The organism is Stenotrophomonas sp. CASM110, from assembly GCF_049384345.1.
GTDB classification, from domain to species: domain Bacteria; phylum Pseudomonadota; class Gammaproteobacteria; order Xanthomonadales; family Xanthomonadaceae; genus Stenotrophomonas; species Stenotrophomonas muris.
In genome coordinates this window covers 1-13,539 of the sequence record NZ_JBMRGI010000014.1, presented here as the reverse complement: position 1 = coordinate 13,539, position 13,539 = coordinate 1, and the positions used below count along the sequence as shown (strand labels likewise).

The window sequence follows — 13,539 nt, the reverse complement described above, 5'->3', positions numbered from 1 at the left end:
CAAAACCGAGAATGGCCATGCGCAACACCCGCTCCCGCCGGCAACAGATCCTGCAGCTGCTGATCGAGCACGGCTCGGTGCAGGTGGCCGATCTGGTCGAGCGCTTCGGCGTGTCGGCGGTGACGATCCGTGCCGACCTGACCCACTTCGAATCGCAGGGCCTGGCCAACCGCACCCACGGCGGCGCGACCCTGGTGCGCACGCCGCCGCAGGAACAGGACATCCATGAGAAGGACGCGCTGAACCTGCCACTGAAGGAATCGATCGGTGCGCGCGCTGCGCGCCTGGTGCAGCCGGGCGACAACATCATCATCGATTCCGGCTCGACCACGATGACGCTGGCCCGCCACCTGCGCGCGCATCGCGACGTGACGGTGATGACCAACGGCCTGAACATCGCCTGGGAACTGGCCAATGCCGCGGGCATCACCGTGCTGCTGACCGGTGGCCTGCTGCGCCAGCAGTCGCTGTCGCTGCAGGGCAGCCAGGCCGAAGCCAGCCTCAACTCGTACAGCTTCGACACCCTGTTCCTGGGCGTGGACGGCCTGGACCTGCAGTTCGGCCTGACTACCCACGACGAGGCCGAAGCCCGCCTCAACCACCGCATGGTCGAGCGTGCGCGCCGCATCGTGGTGCTGACCGATGCCTCCAAGTTCGGCCGCGTCAGCCTGCACCGCATCGCCCTGCTGGACCAGATCCACGCCATCATCACCGACGCCGGCATCGACGATGCAACCCGCGAAGGGCTGCAGCGGCTGGGCATCGAAGTGATCATCGCCGAGCCCACCGCATGACCGACACCCGCACCCTGCATGGCCGCATCCTCACCCCGCTGGGCTGGCGGCGCGGGCACGTCCACTTCGATTCACGCGTGCGCCGGCTGCAGGTGGACGAACACAGCGGCGCCGACGACCTGCAGCTGCCGGTGATCCTGCCCGGCTTCGTCGACCTGCATGTGCATGGCGCGGCCGGCGTGGACCTGATGCAGGGCGGCGACGTGGCACGCACCATCGCCCGCACCCATCTGCGCTTCGGCACCACCACGCTGCTGGCGACCACCATGACCGCCGGGCTGGACGAGATCGAGCACGCGCTGCACGGCGTCGCTGCGGCAATGGCGGCGCCTGATACCGACGCCGCCAGCATCGTCGGCGTGCATCTGGAAGGACCGTTCATCAGCCCGCAGCGGCTGGGCGCACAGCCCAATCGTACGATCGAGGCGACGGTGGCACTGGTGCAGCAGCTGCACGCGCTGGCGCCGATCCGGGTGATGACGCTGGCACCGGAGATCGGCGAGCACACCGCGTTGATACCCGCGCTTTCGGCGATGGGCATCCGCGTGCAGCTGGGCCACAGCGCCGGCACCTACGAGGAGGGCGTGGCGGCGCTGCAGGCCGGTGCCTCCGGTTTCACCCATCTGTTCAACGGCATGACCGGCGTTGACCACTATCGCCCGGGCATTGCGGCGGCGGCGCTGGCGCATGCGCAGTACGCCGAGATCATCCCCGACCTGCAGCACATCCACCCCGGCGTTATCCGGCTGGCCGCGCGCGCGATCCCGCGCCTGTACGCGGTGACCGACGCGACTGCCGCCACCGGCATGCCCGACGGCGAGTACGCGCTGGGCGAGCAGCGCGTGCACAAGTGCGGCGGCTGCGTGCGCCTGGCGACGGGTTCGCTGGCCGGCAGCGCACTGACCATGGACCAGGCGCTGCGCAACCTGGTGCGCGTCGGCCTGGACCTGGCCGACGCCTCGCAGCGGGTTTCCACCTTCCCGGCCGACTATCTGGGCCTGGGCGATCGCGGCCGCATCGCGCCCGACGCCCGCGCCGACCTGGTGGTGCTGGACGCCGAACTGCGCCTGCAGCAGGTGGTCATTGGTGGGCGCGTGGTCGATCTGACCTGACGCAAGCGATGCGGCCCGGATGCCGCATGGGCTCCCTGTAGAGCCGAGCCATGCTCGGCTCACCGCGCGAAGCGCGGCATGGGGAACCTCGATATCGGAACGGAAAGCAGCCGAGCATGGCTCGGCTCTACAGAATGCACTCTGCGACGAACCGCCGCCGGGCCTGGCCCGGCGCTACCACAGGAACTGCCGATGACTGCAAGCACCGCCCCGCGCTGGCCCGTACGCTACCTGCTCTTCATCGGCGGCCTCGGCGGCCTGCTGTACGGCATCGACATCGGCATCATCGCCGGTGCCCTGCCCTACCTGGAGGCAACGGCCAGCCACGCCTGGCAGCTCAGCAGCCAGCAACTCGGCTTCGTGGTGGCGGCGGTACTGCTGGGCAGCGTGCTGTCCTCGCTGTTCGCCGGCATGGTCGCCGACCTGATCGGTCGCCGCGGTGCGATGCTGCTGGCCGGCCTGCTGTTCACCACGTCGATTCCGATCATGGCGCTGGCCTCGGGCTACACGCCGCTGCTGCTCGGGCGGCTGCTGCAGGGCATCAGTGGCGGCCTGATCGGCGTGGTGATCCCGCTGTACCTGGCCGAAGTGCTCAGCCCCGAGCGGCGTGGACGCGGTGCGGCGATGTTCCAGCTGCTGCTGACCATCGGCCTGGTGTTGGCGGCACTGATCGGGCTGTACCACGCACACGCGGTGGATGCCGCCGCCGAAGCCGTGCGCTCGCTGCCGCTGGCGCAGCAGGCGCAGGAACTGTTCACGGTGAAGGACCAGGCCTGGCGCACCATCTTCTGGAGCTGCCTGGCGCCAGGCCTGCTGTTCTGTGCCGGCATCTTCTGGCTGTCCGAATCGCCGCGCTGGCTGGTGCGCCGCGGCCGCGTCGATGATGCCCGCCGCAGCCTGCAGCGGGTGTTGCCTGCTGCCGACGTGGAACCCACCCTTGCACAGATCCAGGCGCCGGAATCGAGCAGCAGCGACGGCAAGCGCGACCCACTGCTCAGCCGACGCTACGTGGTGCCGTTCGTGCTGGCCTGCGTGGTGCTGGCCTGCACCCAGGCCACCGGCATCAATTCGGTGCTGGCCTACGCGGTAAACATCCTCAACCAGGCCGGCCTGTCCGGCTCGGTGGCCAACGGCGCCGACGTGGCGATCAAGCTGCTCAACGCGGTGATGACCGTGGTCGCGCTGCTGCTGGTCGACCGCAAGGGCCGCAAGTTCCTGCTGATGCTCGGCAGCGGCGGCATCTGCGTGGCCCTGCTGGCCGCCGCCACGCTGTTCTTCCAGGCCGAGCGTGGCCGCGCCGACGTGCAGCCGCAACTGCAGGCGGCGGTCAGCGGCGACGGCCTGCGGCTGGTGCTGGACGACGCACAGTGGCAGCGCCTGGGCGGTGGCATAAACAGCGAAGGCCGGCCGATGCAGCTGACCGTGTCGTACGCCTACGGTGACTTCACCAATGTGCGCGCCCTGCGCAGCGACAGCCTGACCGACCGCGAGCTGCGAATCGAGCGTGCCGGGACCGTGCAGCCGGACAGTGTGATCGGCGCGTTCTTCCGCAAGCTGCATCTGAACCCGTTCGCCGACCCGGCCAAGGCCGCACAGGCACCGCTGCGCATCGAGCAGGCCCGCATCGGCCCGGTGCCGCCGCCGGCGCATGGCTGGGCGGTAGCCGCCTGCATCCTGGTGTTCGTCGCGTTCTTCGCGGTCGGCCCCGGCGTCTGCGTGTGGCTGGCACTGTCGGAACTGATGCCCAATCGCATCCGCTCCAACGGCATGAGCATCGCCCTGCTGATCAACCAGTTCGTGTCGACCACCATCGCGGCGATCTTCCTGCCCACGGTGGGCCACTACGGCTACGCCAGCATGTTCCTGTTCTGGGCGGCGTGCACGTTCGTGTTCTTCTTGGTAGCCGCGTTCTGGCTGCCGGAGACCAAGGGCAAGTCACTGGAGGAGATCGAGGCACGGTTCGCACGGTAGCGGTCGACCTTGGTCGACCTCCGCGCGTAGCGTGGTGGTGTTGGCGCGCCCGTCACTGACCGGTGATGTGCCTGGCCAGCGCCTGCGCCTCGGCAATGCTCGGCAGCCCGCTCAGCATCATCGATTCCCCGAAGGGGCCTTTCACCGTCGCCACCATCAGCACGCGGCCGTCCACGATGATCGCCGCGCGCTGGCCCACCAGGGCCGAGGTGCCATCGTGGATGCGCTGATGCGCTTCTGGCCGATAGCGGATCTGCAGGCCTGGCTGCTTGGCATCGTCCAGCACGTAGCGCACATCGGCGATGTCCGCACTGCCGGCAATCGGCGGCTCGCGCAGGGCCAGGGTTTCACCTTGCCAGTGCGCCGGAGTGCCGTTGCCAGCCGCATCGACCGCGCTCAGGCGCACATCCACGCCGGCGCGCGGCGCATGATCCTTGCCTGCCAGCGCACCGGGCGTGGCACCCGGCATGCATCCGGCCAGCACCAGCGCCGCGCCCAGCAGGAGCGGAAGCGCGCCCCTCATTTCAGCTTCCGCAGCTTGAATGCCACCAGCACCTGCAGCAGCCCGTACAGCAGGCTGCCAATGCCGATCCACAGCGTGGTCACCGCCACGCCTGCGTATGGATTGGCCGCGAACAGCAGCCCCAGCACCACCGCCAGCACGCCACTGAGGATCAGCAGCCACTCGCCCTGGATCTGCTTGCGCACGCGGATCGCGAAGACGATGCGATAGATGCCGGCTACCAGCAGCCACGCCGCCAGGAACAGCACCAGCACGCTGGCGGTGGCCAGCGGGTTGATCACCGCCAGGATGCCGAAGCCCAGCGAAGCGATGGCATACAGCGCCAGCCAGCCGCGCGAGGCGCCGCTGCCACCACTGATCAGTGCGAACAGGCTGATGACCCCTTCGATGATGGCCATCACGCCCAGCGTCCAGGCCAATGCCATGGCTGCGGACAGCGGCCAGCCGATGGCGATGATGCCGAAGCCGAGCGCGACCAGGCCATACAGCAGCAGGATCCACCAGCTGCGGCCAACCGCTGACAACAAGGGAGACAAGGGGGAATTCATGGTCACTCCTTCGATCCGGAACCGGGTTCATCCTAGCCCGTGGCGATGAAGGGAGCGATCACGGCACCCGCGCGCACACCCATACCCGCACCTCTCTGGCGCCAACGCAGCGCAGGGTTTCGGCGATTTCCATCACCGTGCTGCCGGTGGTCATCACGTCGTCGACCACGGTCAGATGCGTGGGCACCGGCCCGTGGACATCGAACGCATCGAACAGGTTTTCCCTGCGCTGTTCGGCCGTGCGTTCGGACTGCGGTGCGGTGTGCCGCCGCCGGTACAGCCCCTGCCAGACCGGCAACGGCAGCAGCCGGCAGAGCTCGGCAGCTTGGTTGTAGCCGCGCTGGCGCAGGCGCCGGCGGTGCAGCGGCACCGGCACCAGCGGCGGGCAGGACCAGGGCGGTGGTGCGCGCTGCATCAACTGCGCCAGCAGGCGACCGGCCGCCAGGTCCTGATGGAACTTGTAGCGCAGCAGCAGCTGGTCCACCGGCGGCAGGTACAGCAGGCTGGCGTGCGTGGCCGTCTGCGGTGGTGCTTCCTCGCGGCAGCTGCCGCAGACGATCAGGCCCTCATCCGGCAACGGCAGTGCACACCGCAGGCAGGCGCGACCGGCCCAGGGCAGTCCGGCGAGGCAGCCGCGGCACAGATCGAGATCATCATGGCCCGGATCGCCGCAGACCAGGCAGCGCAGTGGCAGCAGGACACCCAGCAGTGCGCGGGAGACACGGGTTGCCGAACGCAGGAGATCAATGCGCATTGCCCATGCTTCATCGCGCTGCCCATGTGCGGCCATCGGCGAAGCACCGATCGCAGTGTCGGGACTGCCCGCAACTGCAGAGGGTGCTGCCGATCAGGAAAGGCGTCCGCCCTGCCCAGGCCCGGTTGATGCAACGGCCGACGCCGTCAACACCTCCGCCAACCCACGATAGATCGGCACCCGGCATACCAGACCGGACACGCCCCGCGCGATCAGCACCGTGGCCAGGATCGGCAGGAGCAGATCGCCGCTGTCGGTCAGCTCCAGCGAGATCACCGCCGAGGTCAGCGGTGCCTGGGTGACGCCGGTCAGGTAGGCGCACATGCCCAGCAGCACGAACGCACGTGGGTCCACGCCCGGCATCAGCACCGCCAGGTTGTGGCCCAGCCCCGCGCCGACCGCCAACGCGGGCGAGAACAGGCCGCCGGGTATGCCGGCCACGTACGATGCCAGGTTGGCCAGCAGCTTCATCAACCCGAACTCGTGGCCGACCAACGCCTGCCCCTGCACCAGGCTGCGCGCCTGTTCGTAGCCGGTGCCGAACGCGCCGTCGCCGAACGTCAAAGCCAGTGCCACCACCGCCAGGCCGCAGCCTGCGGCCAGCAGCACCGGATGCCGCTGGCGCAGCTGGCCCAGCCAACGCGGGCGGCCCGCCGCACTGGCCAGCACCGCGCGCGCGAACAGGCCGCCCAGCAGCCCGGCCACCACGCCGCACAGCAGGATCGCCAGCCAGCCCTGCCCCAGCGGCAGCCGCGCGCTCACATGGCCGAAGTAGGTGTAGTTGCCAAGCAGGCCCAGCGACACCACGCCACCGACGATCACCGCCGTCAGCAGGGTGCCGGAGAAGCGATGCTCGAAACGGCCGCTGAGCTCCTCGATGGCGAATACGATGCCGGCCAGCGGCGTGTTGAACGCCGCGGCAATGCCCGCTGCACCGCCGGCCAGCAGGAAGTGCGAGAGCTCGCGAGGATCCTTGAAGCCGAACCAGCGGCCGAACAGGTACATCAGGCTGGCACCCACATGCACCGTGGGACCTTCGCGTCCGACGGACGCGCCGCCGAGCAGCGACAACGAGGTCAGCAGCAGCTTGCCGGCTGAGACCGCAGGGGAAAGATTGGTCTTCCGGAATGGCTCATCGGGCTTGTCCAACGCAGCGATGACCTGCGGAATGCCGCTGCCCCGCGTGGGCTTCAGCACGCCACTGGTCAACCAGGCCAGCAGCGCGAAGATGCCCGGCGTGAGCAGCAGGGCCCACCACGGCGAGTGCGCGGTGATGCGCTGGAACAGATGGAAGGCCGCGTCGCTGGCCTTGGCGAACAGGATGGCCACCAGCGCTACGGCCACAGCGCCGCCCCAGAGCGCGGCGCGGCGGCGCCAGGCCTCGCTGAGAACCAGCGCGGTGATGCGGCCGCGGAGGCGATGGAGATCGGTCATGGGGCACAGTCTGCGCGCCAGCGCTTGCGTTGGGCAGCGGCTATTGTGGCTGCAGGCCTTGCAGGATGCGGTGAAACGCGCGAGTGCGGGTGCTCGCCGATAGCACCTGCCCTGTGCAGCTACCTATGCCTGCAGGCGCTCCCGCCACCGGCGCTTCTCCACCGCTCGCACGTTGGGCTGCTGCCGCAGCCACTCCAGATACAGCTGCAGATGGGCCAGCTCGTCATCAGCCGGATCACCGGTGAACTCACGCACCGCGACCAGATTTCCGTAGTTTCTGGCGTACTTGCCGGGCGTGTCATCGATACCGATCATCTGCTCCAAACGGAAGCCGTGGCGCTTCAGCTTGCCCAGCCGCTTCTGCGAGGTGTAACCGCCGGTTTCCCAATCACGGGCCGTGCTGCACCGCGGCGCGGACCACAGGAACGCCAGCGGACGCCCCGGCATCAGCCGGTCCACCAGCGGTTCGGCGTACAGTTGCCCGGACGACGTCCACACACCCACCGTGAAATGGGCAAAGGCATAGTCGAGGAATGCCTGCAGATGGGGCCGCAGGTAGACGTGGTAGCCGACGAGGCGGAAATCCGCGGCTCGCTCCAGTTCACGCTCGCTGGCATGCACCAGCGTCTCATCCAGATCGAGTATCAGCAGCTTTCCGCCCTGCGGCATCGTGTCCGGTTCCATGCGCATCCTTCTTTCATTGCCTCAGCTGCCGCCATCTTCTGGATGGACTTCAGCATGTGTCCTTCCAGCAGGTAGATGTAAGCACAGTTACAGCCAGGTCCTGGTGGGCGCAAGCCTACTGCCGGACGCGCACTTCGCAACAGCCCATCCGCGCGAGGTCGCCCTGTGCCTGCAACATGCCCCGTTCCACCAGCATGCGTACACGCCCTGCATAGAACACATCGGGAATTCCCGATCGGCACTTCGGCTGCAGCGACATGACCATGCCCACAATGTAGGCGATCTTTCGGAACTGCCCGTCGCAGAGGGAGAACAGCTGCTCATCGATCGAGGCGATGTCCTCGCTGGTCAGCGCGGCGATGTTCTGCCGCGCCAGGTCAGTGAGATGGGCATCGTTGTCGGAGCGCTCGTCCGTATCGCGCAGGCAGCCATTGATGGCCAACAGGCGAACCAGCACATAGTGGCCGAAAGCCTCGAGCTCCTCCTTCGGCAACGTCGCCGGATCGAGCTGCCCTGCCGGGTAGTCCTTGAAGGTCACGAAGACGTGGTTCTTCCACTCCCCTGGCGTGTCGGACTGGCGCAGATCATCCAGCACCACGCGCAGGCCGCCGTCGGGCAGTTCGGCAAGGCTGCACAGCACCGCGTCGCGGCGGATCGGGTAGGGCTGGTAGCTGTTCATGGCACGTGCTCGCGCGTCCGTATGCAGCAATGAACTTACACCGTAGCGCCCATTCATGGCGGTCAACCGATGTAAACCACATGGGAATCAATCAAGTTGACAGGGCTCACCAACCCACCGACACTGCCGCCCTCGCTCCACTCGTACCCAAGGTCCCGCCATGGCTGCTGCCATCCGCCACGACTGGCAACACGACGAACTGCAGGCGCTGTTCGATCTGCCGTTCCCCGAGCTGCTGTTCCGCGCTGCCGCAGTCCATCGCGAGCACTTCGACCCAGCGCAGGTGCAGGTGTCCACGCTGTTGTCGGTGAAGACCGGCGGCTGCCCGGAAGACTGCGCGTACTGCCCGCAGGCACAGCGCTACAGCACCGGGGTGAACGCGCAGAAGCTGATGGACACCGACGCGGTGCTGGCCAAGGCACGCCAGGCCAAGGCTGCCGGCGCATCGCGCTTCTGCATGGGTGCCGCGTGGCGATCGCCGAAGGACCGCGACATCCCGAAGGTGGCGGCGATGATCGCCGGGGTGAAGGCGCTGGGCCTGGAAACCTGCGCCACGCTGGGCATGCTCAGTGGCGAGCAGGCGCGTGCGCTGAAGGACGCCGGCCTGGACTACTACAACCACAATCTCGACACCGCGCCGGACTACTACGATTCGATCATCCACACGCGCCAGTACCAGGACCGCCTGGACACGCTGGCGCACGTGCGCGATGCCGGTCTGAAAACCTGCTGCGGCGGCATTATCGGCATGGGCGAGACGCGCGCGCAGCGCGTGGGCTTGCTGCTGGCGCTGGCCACGCTGCCGGCGCATCCCGATTCGGTGCCGATCAACAAGCTGGTGCAGGTGGCGGGCACGCCACTGCATGGCAGTGCCGAACTGGATCCGTTCGAGTTCGTGCGCATGATCGCGGTGGCACGCATCGCCATGCCGCGTTCGATGGTGCGGCTGTCGGCCGGTCGCGAGGCGATGAGCGACGAACTGCAGGCGCTGTGCTTCGTGGCCGGTGCCAACTCGATCTTCTACGGCGACAAGCTGCTGACCACCGGCAACCCGGAGAGCGAGCGCGACCTGGCCCTGTTCGCGCGGCTGGGGTTGCAGCCGATGGCGGTGCAGGTGGATGCCGAGGGCCACGACCACGGCGGCACCGTGCACGCTGATATCAGCGCCGATGCGCCCGCCTGTGGCTGCGCTCACGCGGCCTGAGACGGGCCGCAAGCAGGCGCCGCGGCAACGCGCTACCCTAGCCGCCCCGTCGCCGCATTCAGCCGCCATGGCCCGCCCCGACCTGACCGCCCGCCTCCACGCCCAACGCGCCCTGCGCGATGCCCAAGGCCGTCGCCGCACGCGGCGCACGGTCAGCCGTCGTGATGGCGTCCGCCTGGAGGTGGACGGCCAGTGGCTGACCTGCTTCTGCAGCAACGATTACCTGGGCCTGGCCCAGCAGTTCAGCGTGGTCAACGCATTGCAGGATGCGGCCGCACGCGAAGGCTCCGGCGCGGGCGCCTCGCATCTGGTCTGCGGCCACCACGCCCTGCATGAGGCACTGGAGCGCGAAGTGGCGGAGTGGCTGGGCTACCCGCGCGCGCTGCTGTTCGGCAGTGGCTTCGCCGCCAACCTGGCCGTGCAGCAGGCGCTGCTGAGCGAAGAGAACGATGTGTGCGTGCAGGACAAGCTCAACCACGCCAGCCTGCTCGATGCGACGCGGCTGGCGGGTGCGCGCCTGCGCCGTTATCCGCACCTCGACGCCGAAGGCGCGATGCGCCAGCTCAAGCACGCGCCCGATGGCGCGGCGATGCTGGCCACCGACGGTGTCTTCAGCATGGATGGCGACATCGCACCGCTGCGTGCATTGTCGCTGGTGGCACGCCTGCAGCAGGCGCTGTTCTATGTGGACGATGCACACGGCGTGGGCGTGGTCGGTGATGGCCGTGGTGCCGTGGCCGCCGCCGGGCTGGGCGTGGACGATGTGCCGCTGCAGCTGGTCACGCTGGGCAAGGCACTGGGCGGATCCGGCGCGCTGGTGCTGGGCCGCGACGACCTGGTCGAGCACCTGGCCGAAACCGCACGCCCGTACATCTACACCACTGCGATGCCGCCGGCGCTGGCCGCCGCAGCACTGGAAGCGGTGCGCCTGGCGCGCCGTGACAACTGGCGGCGCTCGAAACTGACCGATCTGATCGCGCTGTTCCGCGGCGAAGCCCGCCGCCATGGCCTGGACCTGATGGCCTCGGAAACGCCGATCCAGCCGCTGCTGTGTGGCGACGACCATCGCGCCGTGGCGATGTCCCAGGCGTTGGAACAGGCCGGTTGGCTGGTCGGCGCGATCCGCCCGCCCACGGTTCCCGAAGGCAAGGCACGCCTGCGCGTCACGCTGTCCGCGCTGCACACCCCCGAGCAGGTGCGTGGCCTGGTCGAAGCCATTGCCAGCGCGCGCGATCGCGTCGACCTGGCCGCGCGTGAGGCCGCGCCACCGCCGCTGCCTGTCTTTGCCTGAGCCTGTTGCCGTTTCCCCATGCATATCGACGTCACCGGCCAGGGGCCGGACCTGGTACTGATCCATGGCTGGGCCCTGCAGGGCGGCGTGTTCGCGCCGTTGGTGCAACGCCTGGCCGGTCACTTCACCCTGCATCTGGTTGATCTGCCGGGCCATGGCCACAGCCGCGAGGACACCACGCCGCTGCGCCTGCCGTTCGTGGTCAATGCCATTGCCGCGGCCACGCCGCCTGCGGTGTGGTGCGGCTGGTCGCTGGGCGGCCTGTTCGCGCTGCACGCCGCCGCGACACTGCCGAAGGTGCGCGGGCTGGCGATGATCGCGGCCACGCCGCGCTTCGTGCGTGGCGACGACTGGCCGCATGCGGTGGAGCCGGCGGTGTTCGAGCAGTTCGGGCGCGAGCTGGCCACCGACTTCGGTGGCACCCTGGAACGCTTCCTGGCGCTGGATGTCATGGGCTCGGCACACGCCCGCGAGGAGCTGCGCACGCTGCGCCAGCGCCTGGTCGAGCGCGGTGCACCCACCGAACGCGCCCTGCTGGAAGGCCTGCGCCTGCTGGAAAGCACCGACCTGCGTGGCGCACTGCCGACGCTGGCCAAGCCCAGCCTGTGGATCGCCGGCCAGCGTGACCGGCTGGTGTCTCCGGCGGCAATGCAGGCCGCCGCGGCACTGGCCCCCGGTGCGCAGGCGCTGACCATCGCCCACGGCGGCCATGCGCCCTTCCTCGGCCATGCCGACGAGGTGGCCGCCGCCCTGCAACACTTCGTTGCCGGCCTGTCACCGGCCGATGGCGGACAATGAGCGCCTTCCTCATTCCGCAGGATTGATGCATGGATCTGGGTATCAACGGCCGCTGGGCACTGGTCTGCGGCGCAAGCAAGGGGCTGGGCCTGGGCTGCGCACGCGCGCTGGTGCGCGAGGGCGTCAACGTGGTGATCGTGGCCCGTGGTGAGGCTGCGCTGCAGGCCGCCGCCGAAGCGCTGCGCGCGCTGCCCGGCGCCGCCGAAGTCCGCGTGGTCGCCGCCGACGTGACCACCGAGGCCGGTCGCTCCGCAGCGCTCGCCGCGTGCCCGCAGGTGGACATCCTGGTCACCAATGCCGGTGGCCCGCCGCCGGGCGACTTCCGCAGTTTCGAGCGCGACGACTGGATCGCCGCGCTGGACGCCAACATGCTGGCGCCGATCGCGCTGATCCGCGCCACCGTGGACGCGATGATCGCGCGTGGCTTCGGCCGCATCGTCAACATCACCTCGTCGGCGGTGAAGGCCCCGATCGACATCCTGGCGCTGTCCAACGGCGCGCGCAGCGGCCTGACCGGCTTCGTCGCCGGCCTGTCGCGCCGTACCGTGGCGCACAACGTCACCATCAACAACCTGCTGCCCGGCCAGTTCGACACCGACCGCCTGCGCGCCAACTTCGCCCACAGTGCGGGCAAGGACGGCAATGCTGCCGAAGTGGCCGAACGCCGCCGCCAGCAGATCCCGGCCGGCCGCTTCGGCACGGCGGATGAATTCGGCGCGGCCTGCGCCTTCCTGTGCAGCGCACAGGCCGGTTACCTCACCGGGCAGAACCTGCTGATCGACGGCGGCGCCTACCCCGGTACGTTCTAAGAGACTTTCGCAATGCCGTCCCACTTCGATGCCCGCCATGTCCGCCGCGCGTTCGCCCGCGCCGCCAACAGCTACGACGCCGCCGCCGCCCTGCAGCGCGAGGTGCAGGCGCGGCTGGTGGAATCGCTGGACTACCTGGAGGCACGCAAGCCCGAGGTAGTGCTGGACATCGGCGCGGGTACCGGCCACGCCAGTGCGCTGATGAAGAAGCGCTGGCCGAAGGCGCAGGTGATCGCGCTGGACGTGGCGCTGCCGATGCTGGATCAGGCCAAGCGCCAGGCCGGCTGGTGGAAGCCGTTCCAGCGCCTGTGCGGCGACGCCGCCGCGCTGCCACTGGCCGACAACAGCGTGGACGTGATCTTCAGCAACCTGTGCCTGCAGTGGGTGGACGACCTGCCGGCAGTGTTCGCCGGCTTCCGTCGCGTGCTCAAGCCCGGCGGCCTGCTGCTGTGCTCCACCTTCGGCCCCGACACGCTGGTCGAACTCAATGAGGCCTTCGCAGCCGCCGATGATCGCCCGCACGTGAGCCGCTTCGCGCAGATCGCCCAGTTCGGCGATGCGCTGATGATGGCCGGTTTCCGCGACCCGGTGCTGGACCGCGACCTGTTCACCCTGACCTACGACGACCTGCCCTCGTTGATGCGGGAGCTGCGCGCGATGGGCGCGACCAATGCGCGGGTGGACCGCCGTCACACGCTGACCGGGCGTGGCCGCTTCGCCGCGGCGGCAGCGGCGTATGAACCGATGCGACGCGCCGACGGCAAGCTGCCCAGCAGCTGGGAAGTGATCTACGCCCACGCCTGGGCACCGGACCCGGGCGCACCGATCCGCGAAGGCGGGCATGACGTGGCCTCGGTGCCGGTGTCGGCGATTCCGATCCGGCGCAAGCAGACCTGATCGCCCGGTCGTGGGGGGGGCGGGGGGGGCGCGCCCCCCAC

Annotated in this window: 14 protein-coding genes; 8 read left to right on the top strand and 6 right to left on the bottom strand. The window is 69.0% G+C overall.

The features are described from left to right. Window positions 1-17: 17 nt before the first annotated feature. The 3 genes from VG561_RS13380 (at window position 18) to VG561_RS13370 (ending at window position 3,877) form a co-directional block, all read left to right on the top strand. Window positions 18-794, top strand: a complete 777-nt coding sequence (locus tag VG561_RS13380) for a DeoR family transcriptional regulator (RefSeq protein ID WP_014038836.1) — start codon at window positions 18-20, stop codon at window positions 792-794. Further along, on the top strand, window positions 791-1,906 hold the full coding sequence (gene nagA / locus VG561_RS13375; protein ID WP_423179673.1) for an N-acetylglucosamine-6-phosphate deacetylase: 1,116 nt from the start codon (window positions 791-793) through the stop codon (window positions 1,904-1,906). The genes VG561_RS13380 and nagA overlap by 4 nt, the downstream gene beginning before the upstream one ends. A 192-nt stretch (window positions 1,907-2,098) precedes the next feature. Beyond that, a complete protein-coding gene (locus VG561_RS13370) occupies window positions 2,099-3,877 on the top strand; it encodes an MFS transporter (protein ID WP_423179672.1) in 1,779 nt (592 codons plus the stop codon). A 52-nt stretch (window positions 3,878-3,929) separates the two neighbouring features. Here VG561_RS13370 and VG561_RS13365 read toward each other — a convergent pair whose 3' ends face one another. The 6 genes from VG561_RS13365 to VG561_RS13340 form a co-directional block, all read right to left on the bottom strand. Continuing rightward, complete coding sequence (locus VG561_RS13365) at window positions 3,930-4,400, bottom strand: SecDF P1 head subdomain-containing protein (RefSeq protein WP_142235064.1); 471 nt, start codon at window positions 4,398-4,400, stop codon at window positions 3,930-3,932. After that, on the bottom strand, window positions 4,397-4,948 hold the full coding sequence (locus tag VG561_RS13360) for an HdeD family acid-resistance protein (RefSeq protein ID WP_014648758.1): 552 nt from the start codon (window positions 4,946-4,948) through the stop codon (window positions 4,397-4,399). The genes VG561_RS13365 and VG561_RS13360 overlap by 4 nt, the downstream gene beginning before the upstream one ends. Window positions 4,949-5,006: 58 nt before the next feature. Next, window positions 5,007-5,702, bottom strand: coding sequence for a ComF family protein (locus tag VG561_RS13355; RefSeq protein WP_126411480.1), 696 nt, complete (start codon window positions 5,700-5,702; stop codon window positions 5,007-5,009). 93 nt (window positions 5,703-5,795) lie between these two features. After that, the gene (locus tag VG561_RS13350; RefSeq protein WP_014648760.1) at window positions 5,796-7,136 is read right to left on the bottom strand and encodes a chloride channel protein; all 1,341 of its coding nucleotides are present in this window, start codon (window positions 7,134-7,136) and stop codon (window positions 5,796-5,798) included. A gap of 123 nt (window positions 7,137-7,259) precedes the next feature. Beyond that, window positions 7,260-7,820: an HAD family hydrolase gene (locus VG561_RS13345; RefSeq protein ID WP_197605272.1), complete on the bottom strand. Its 561-nt coding sequence runs from the start codon at window positions 7,818-7,820 to the stop codon at window positions 7,260-7,262. A 115-nt stretch (window positions 7,821-7,935) separates the two neighbouring features. Further along, window positions 7,936-8,556 carry a DUF3658 domain-containing protein gene (locus VG561_RS13340; protein WP_414611551.1) on the bottom strand — a complete coding sequence of 207 codons (621 nt, stop codon included), beginning with the start codon at window positions 8,554-8,556 and terminating at the stop codon, window positions 7,936-7,938. A 103-nt stretch (window positions 8,557-8,659) separates the two neighbouring features. On the opposite strand from VG561_RS13340, the gene bioB reads away from it, so the two are divergent. The 5 genes from bioB to bioC all read left to right on the top strand — a co-directional run bounded on the left by bioB (window position 8,660) and on the right by bioC (window position 13,498). Continuing rightward, on the top strand, window positions 8,660-9,703 hold the full coding sequence (gene bioB, locus VG561_RS13335; RefSeq protein ID WP_414611532.1) for a biotin synthase BioB: 1,044 nt from the start codon (window positions 8,660-8,662) through the stop codon (window positions 9,701-9,703). Between the two features lie 67 nt (window positions 9,704-9,770). Beyond that, on the top strand, window positions 9,771-10,994 hold the full coding sequence (gene bioF, locus VG561_RS13330; protein ID WP_423179671.1) for an 8-amino-7-oxononanoate synthase: 1,224 nt from the start codon (window positions 9,771-9,773) through the stop codon (window positions 10,992-10,994). An 18-nt stretch (window positions 10,995-11,012) separates the two neighbouring features. Next, complete coding sequence (gene bioH / locus VG561_RS13325; protein ID WP_142235063.1) at window positions 11,013-11,792, top strand: pimeloyl-ACP methyl ester esterase BioH; 780 nt, start codon at window positions 11,013-11,015, stop codon at window positions 11,790-11,792. A 29-nt stretch (window positions 11,793-11,821) separates the two neighbouring features. Next, window positions 11,822-12,601 (top strand): SDR family oxidoreductase, encoded by a 780-nt coding sequence (locus VG561_RS13320; RefSeq protein ID WP_014648765.1) that lies wholly within the window; start codon window positions 11,822-11,824, stop codon window positions 12,599-12,601. A gap of 12 nt (window positions 12,602-12,613) precedes the next feature. Then, the gene (gene bioC / locus VG561_RS13315; RefSeq protein ID WP_014648766.1) at window positions 12,614-13,498 is read left to right on the top strand and encodes a malonyl-ACP O-methyltransferase BioC; all 885 of its coding nucleotides are present in this window, start codon (window positions 12,614-12,616) and stop codon (window positions 13,496-13,498) included. Window positions 13,499-13,539 lie beyond the last annotated feature (41 nt).

Coding starts and splice junctions, on each gene's coding strand:
- VG561_RS13380 (WP_014038836.1), top strand. CDS start 18: ATGCGCAACACCCGCTCCCGCCGGCAACAGATCCTGCAGCTGCTGATC.
- nagA (WP_423179673.1), top strand. CDS start 791: ATGACCGACACCCGCACCCTGCATGGCCGCATCCTCACCCCGCTGGGC.
- VG561_RS13370 (WP_423179672.1), top strand. CDS start 2,099: ATGACTGCAAGCACCGCCCCGCGCTGGCCCGTACGCTACCTGCTCTTC.
- VG561_RS13365 (WP_142235064.1), bottom strand. CDS start 4,400: ATGAGGGGCGCGCTTCCGCTCCTGCTGGGCGCGGCGCTGGTGCTGGCC.
- VG561_RS13360 (WP_014648758.1), bottom strand. CDS start 4,948: ATGAATTCCCCCTTGTCTCCCTTGTTGTCAGCGGTTGGCCGCAGCTGG.
- VG561_RS13355 (WP_126411480.1), bottom strand. CDS start 5,702: ATGCGCATTGATCTCCTGCGTTCGGCAACCCGTGTCTCCCGCGCACTG.
- VG561_RS13350 (WP_014648760.1), bottom strand. CDS start 7,136: ATGACCGATCTCCATCGCCTCCGCGGCCGCATCACCGCGCTGGTTCTC.
- VG561_RS13345 (WP_197605272.1), bottom strand. CDS start 7,820: ATGGAACCGGACACGATGCCGCAGGGCGGAAAGCTGCTGATACTCGAT.
- VG561_RS13340 (WP_414611551.1), bottom strand. CDS start 8,556: ATGAATGGGCGCTACGGTGTAAGTTCATTGCTGCATACGGACGCGCGA.
- bioB (WP_414611532.1), top strand. CDS start 8,660: ATGGCTGCTGCCATCCGCCACGACTGGCAACACGACGAACTGCAGGCG.
- bioF (WP_423179671.1), top strand. CDS start 9,771: ATGGCCCGCCCCGACCTGACCGCCCGCCTCCACGCCCAACGCGCCCTG.
- bioH (WP_142235063.1), top strand. CDS start 11,013: ATGCATATCGACGTCACCGGCCAGGGGCCGGACCTGGTACTGATCCAT.
- VG561_RS13320 (WP_014648765.1), top strand. CDS start 11,822: ATGGATCTGGGTATCAACGGCCGCTGGGCACTGGTCTGCGGCGCAAGC.
- bioC (WP_014648766.1), top strand. CDS start 12,614: ATGCCGTCCCACTTCGATGCCCGCCATGTCCGCCGCGCGTTCGCCCGC.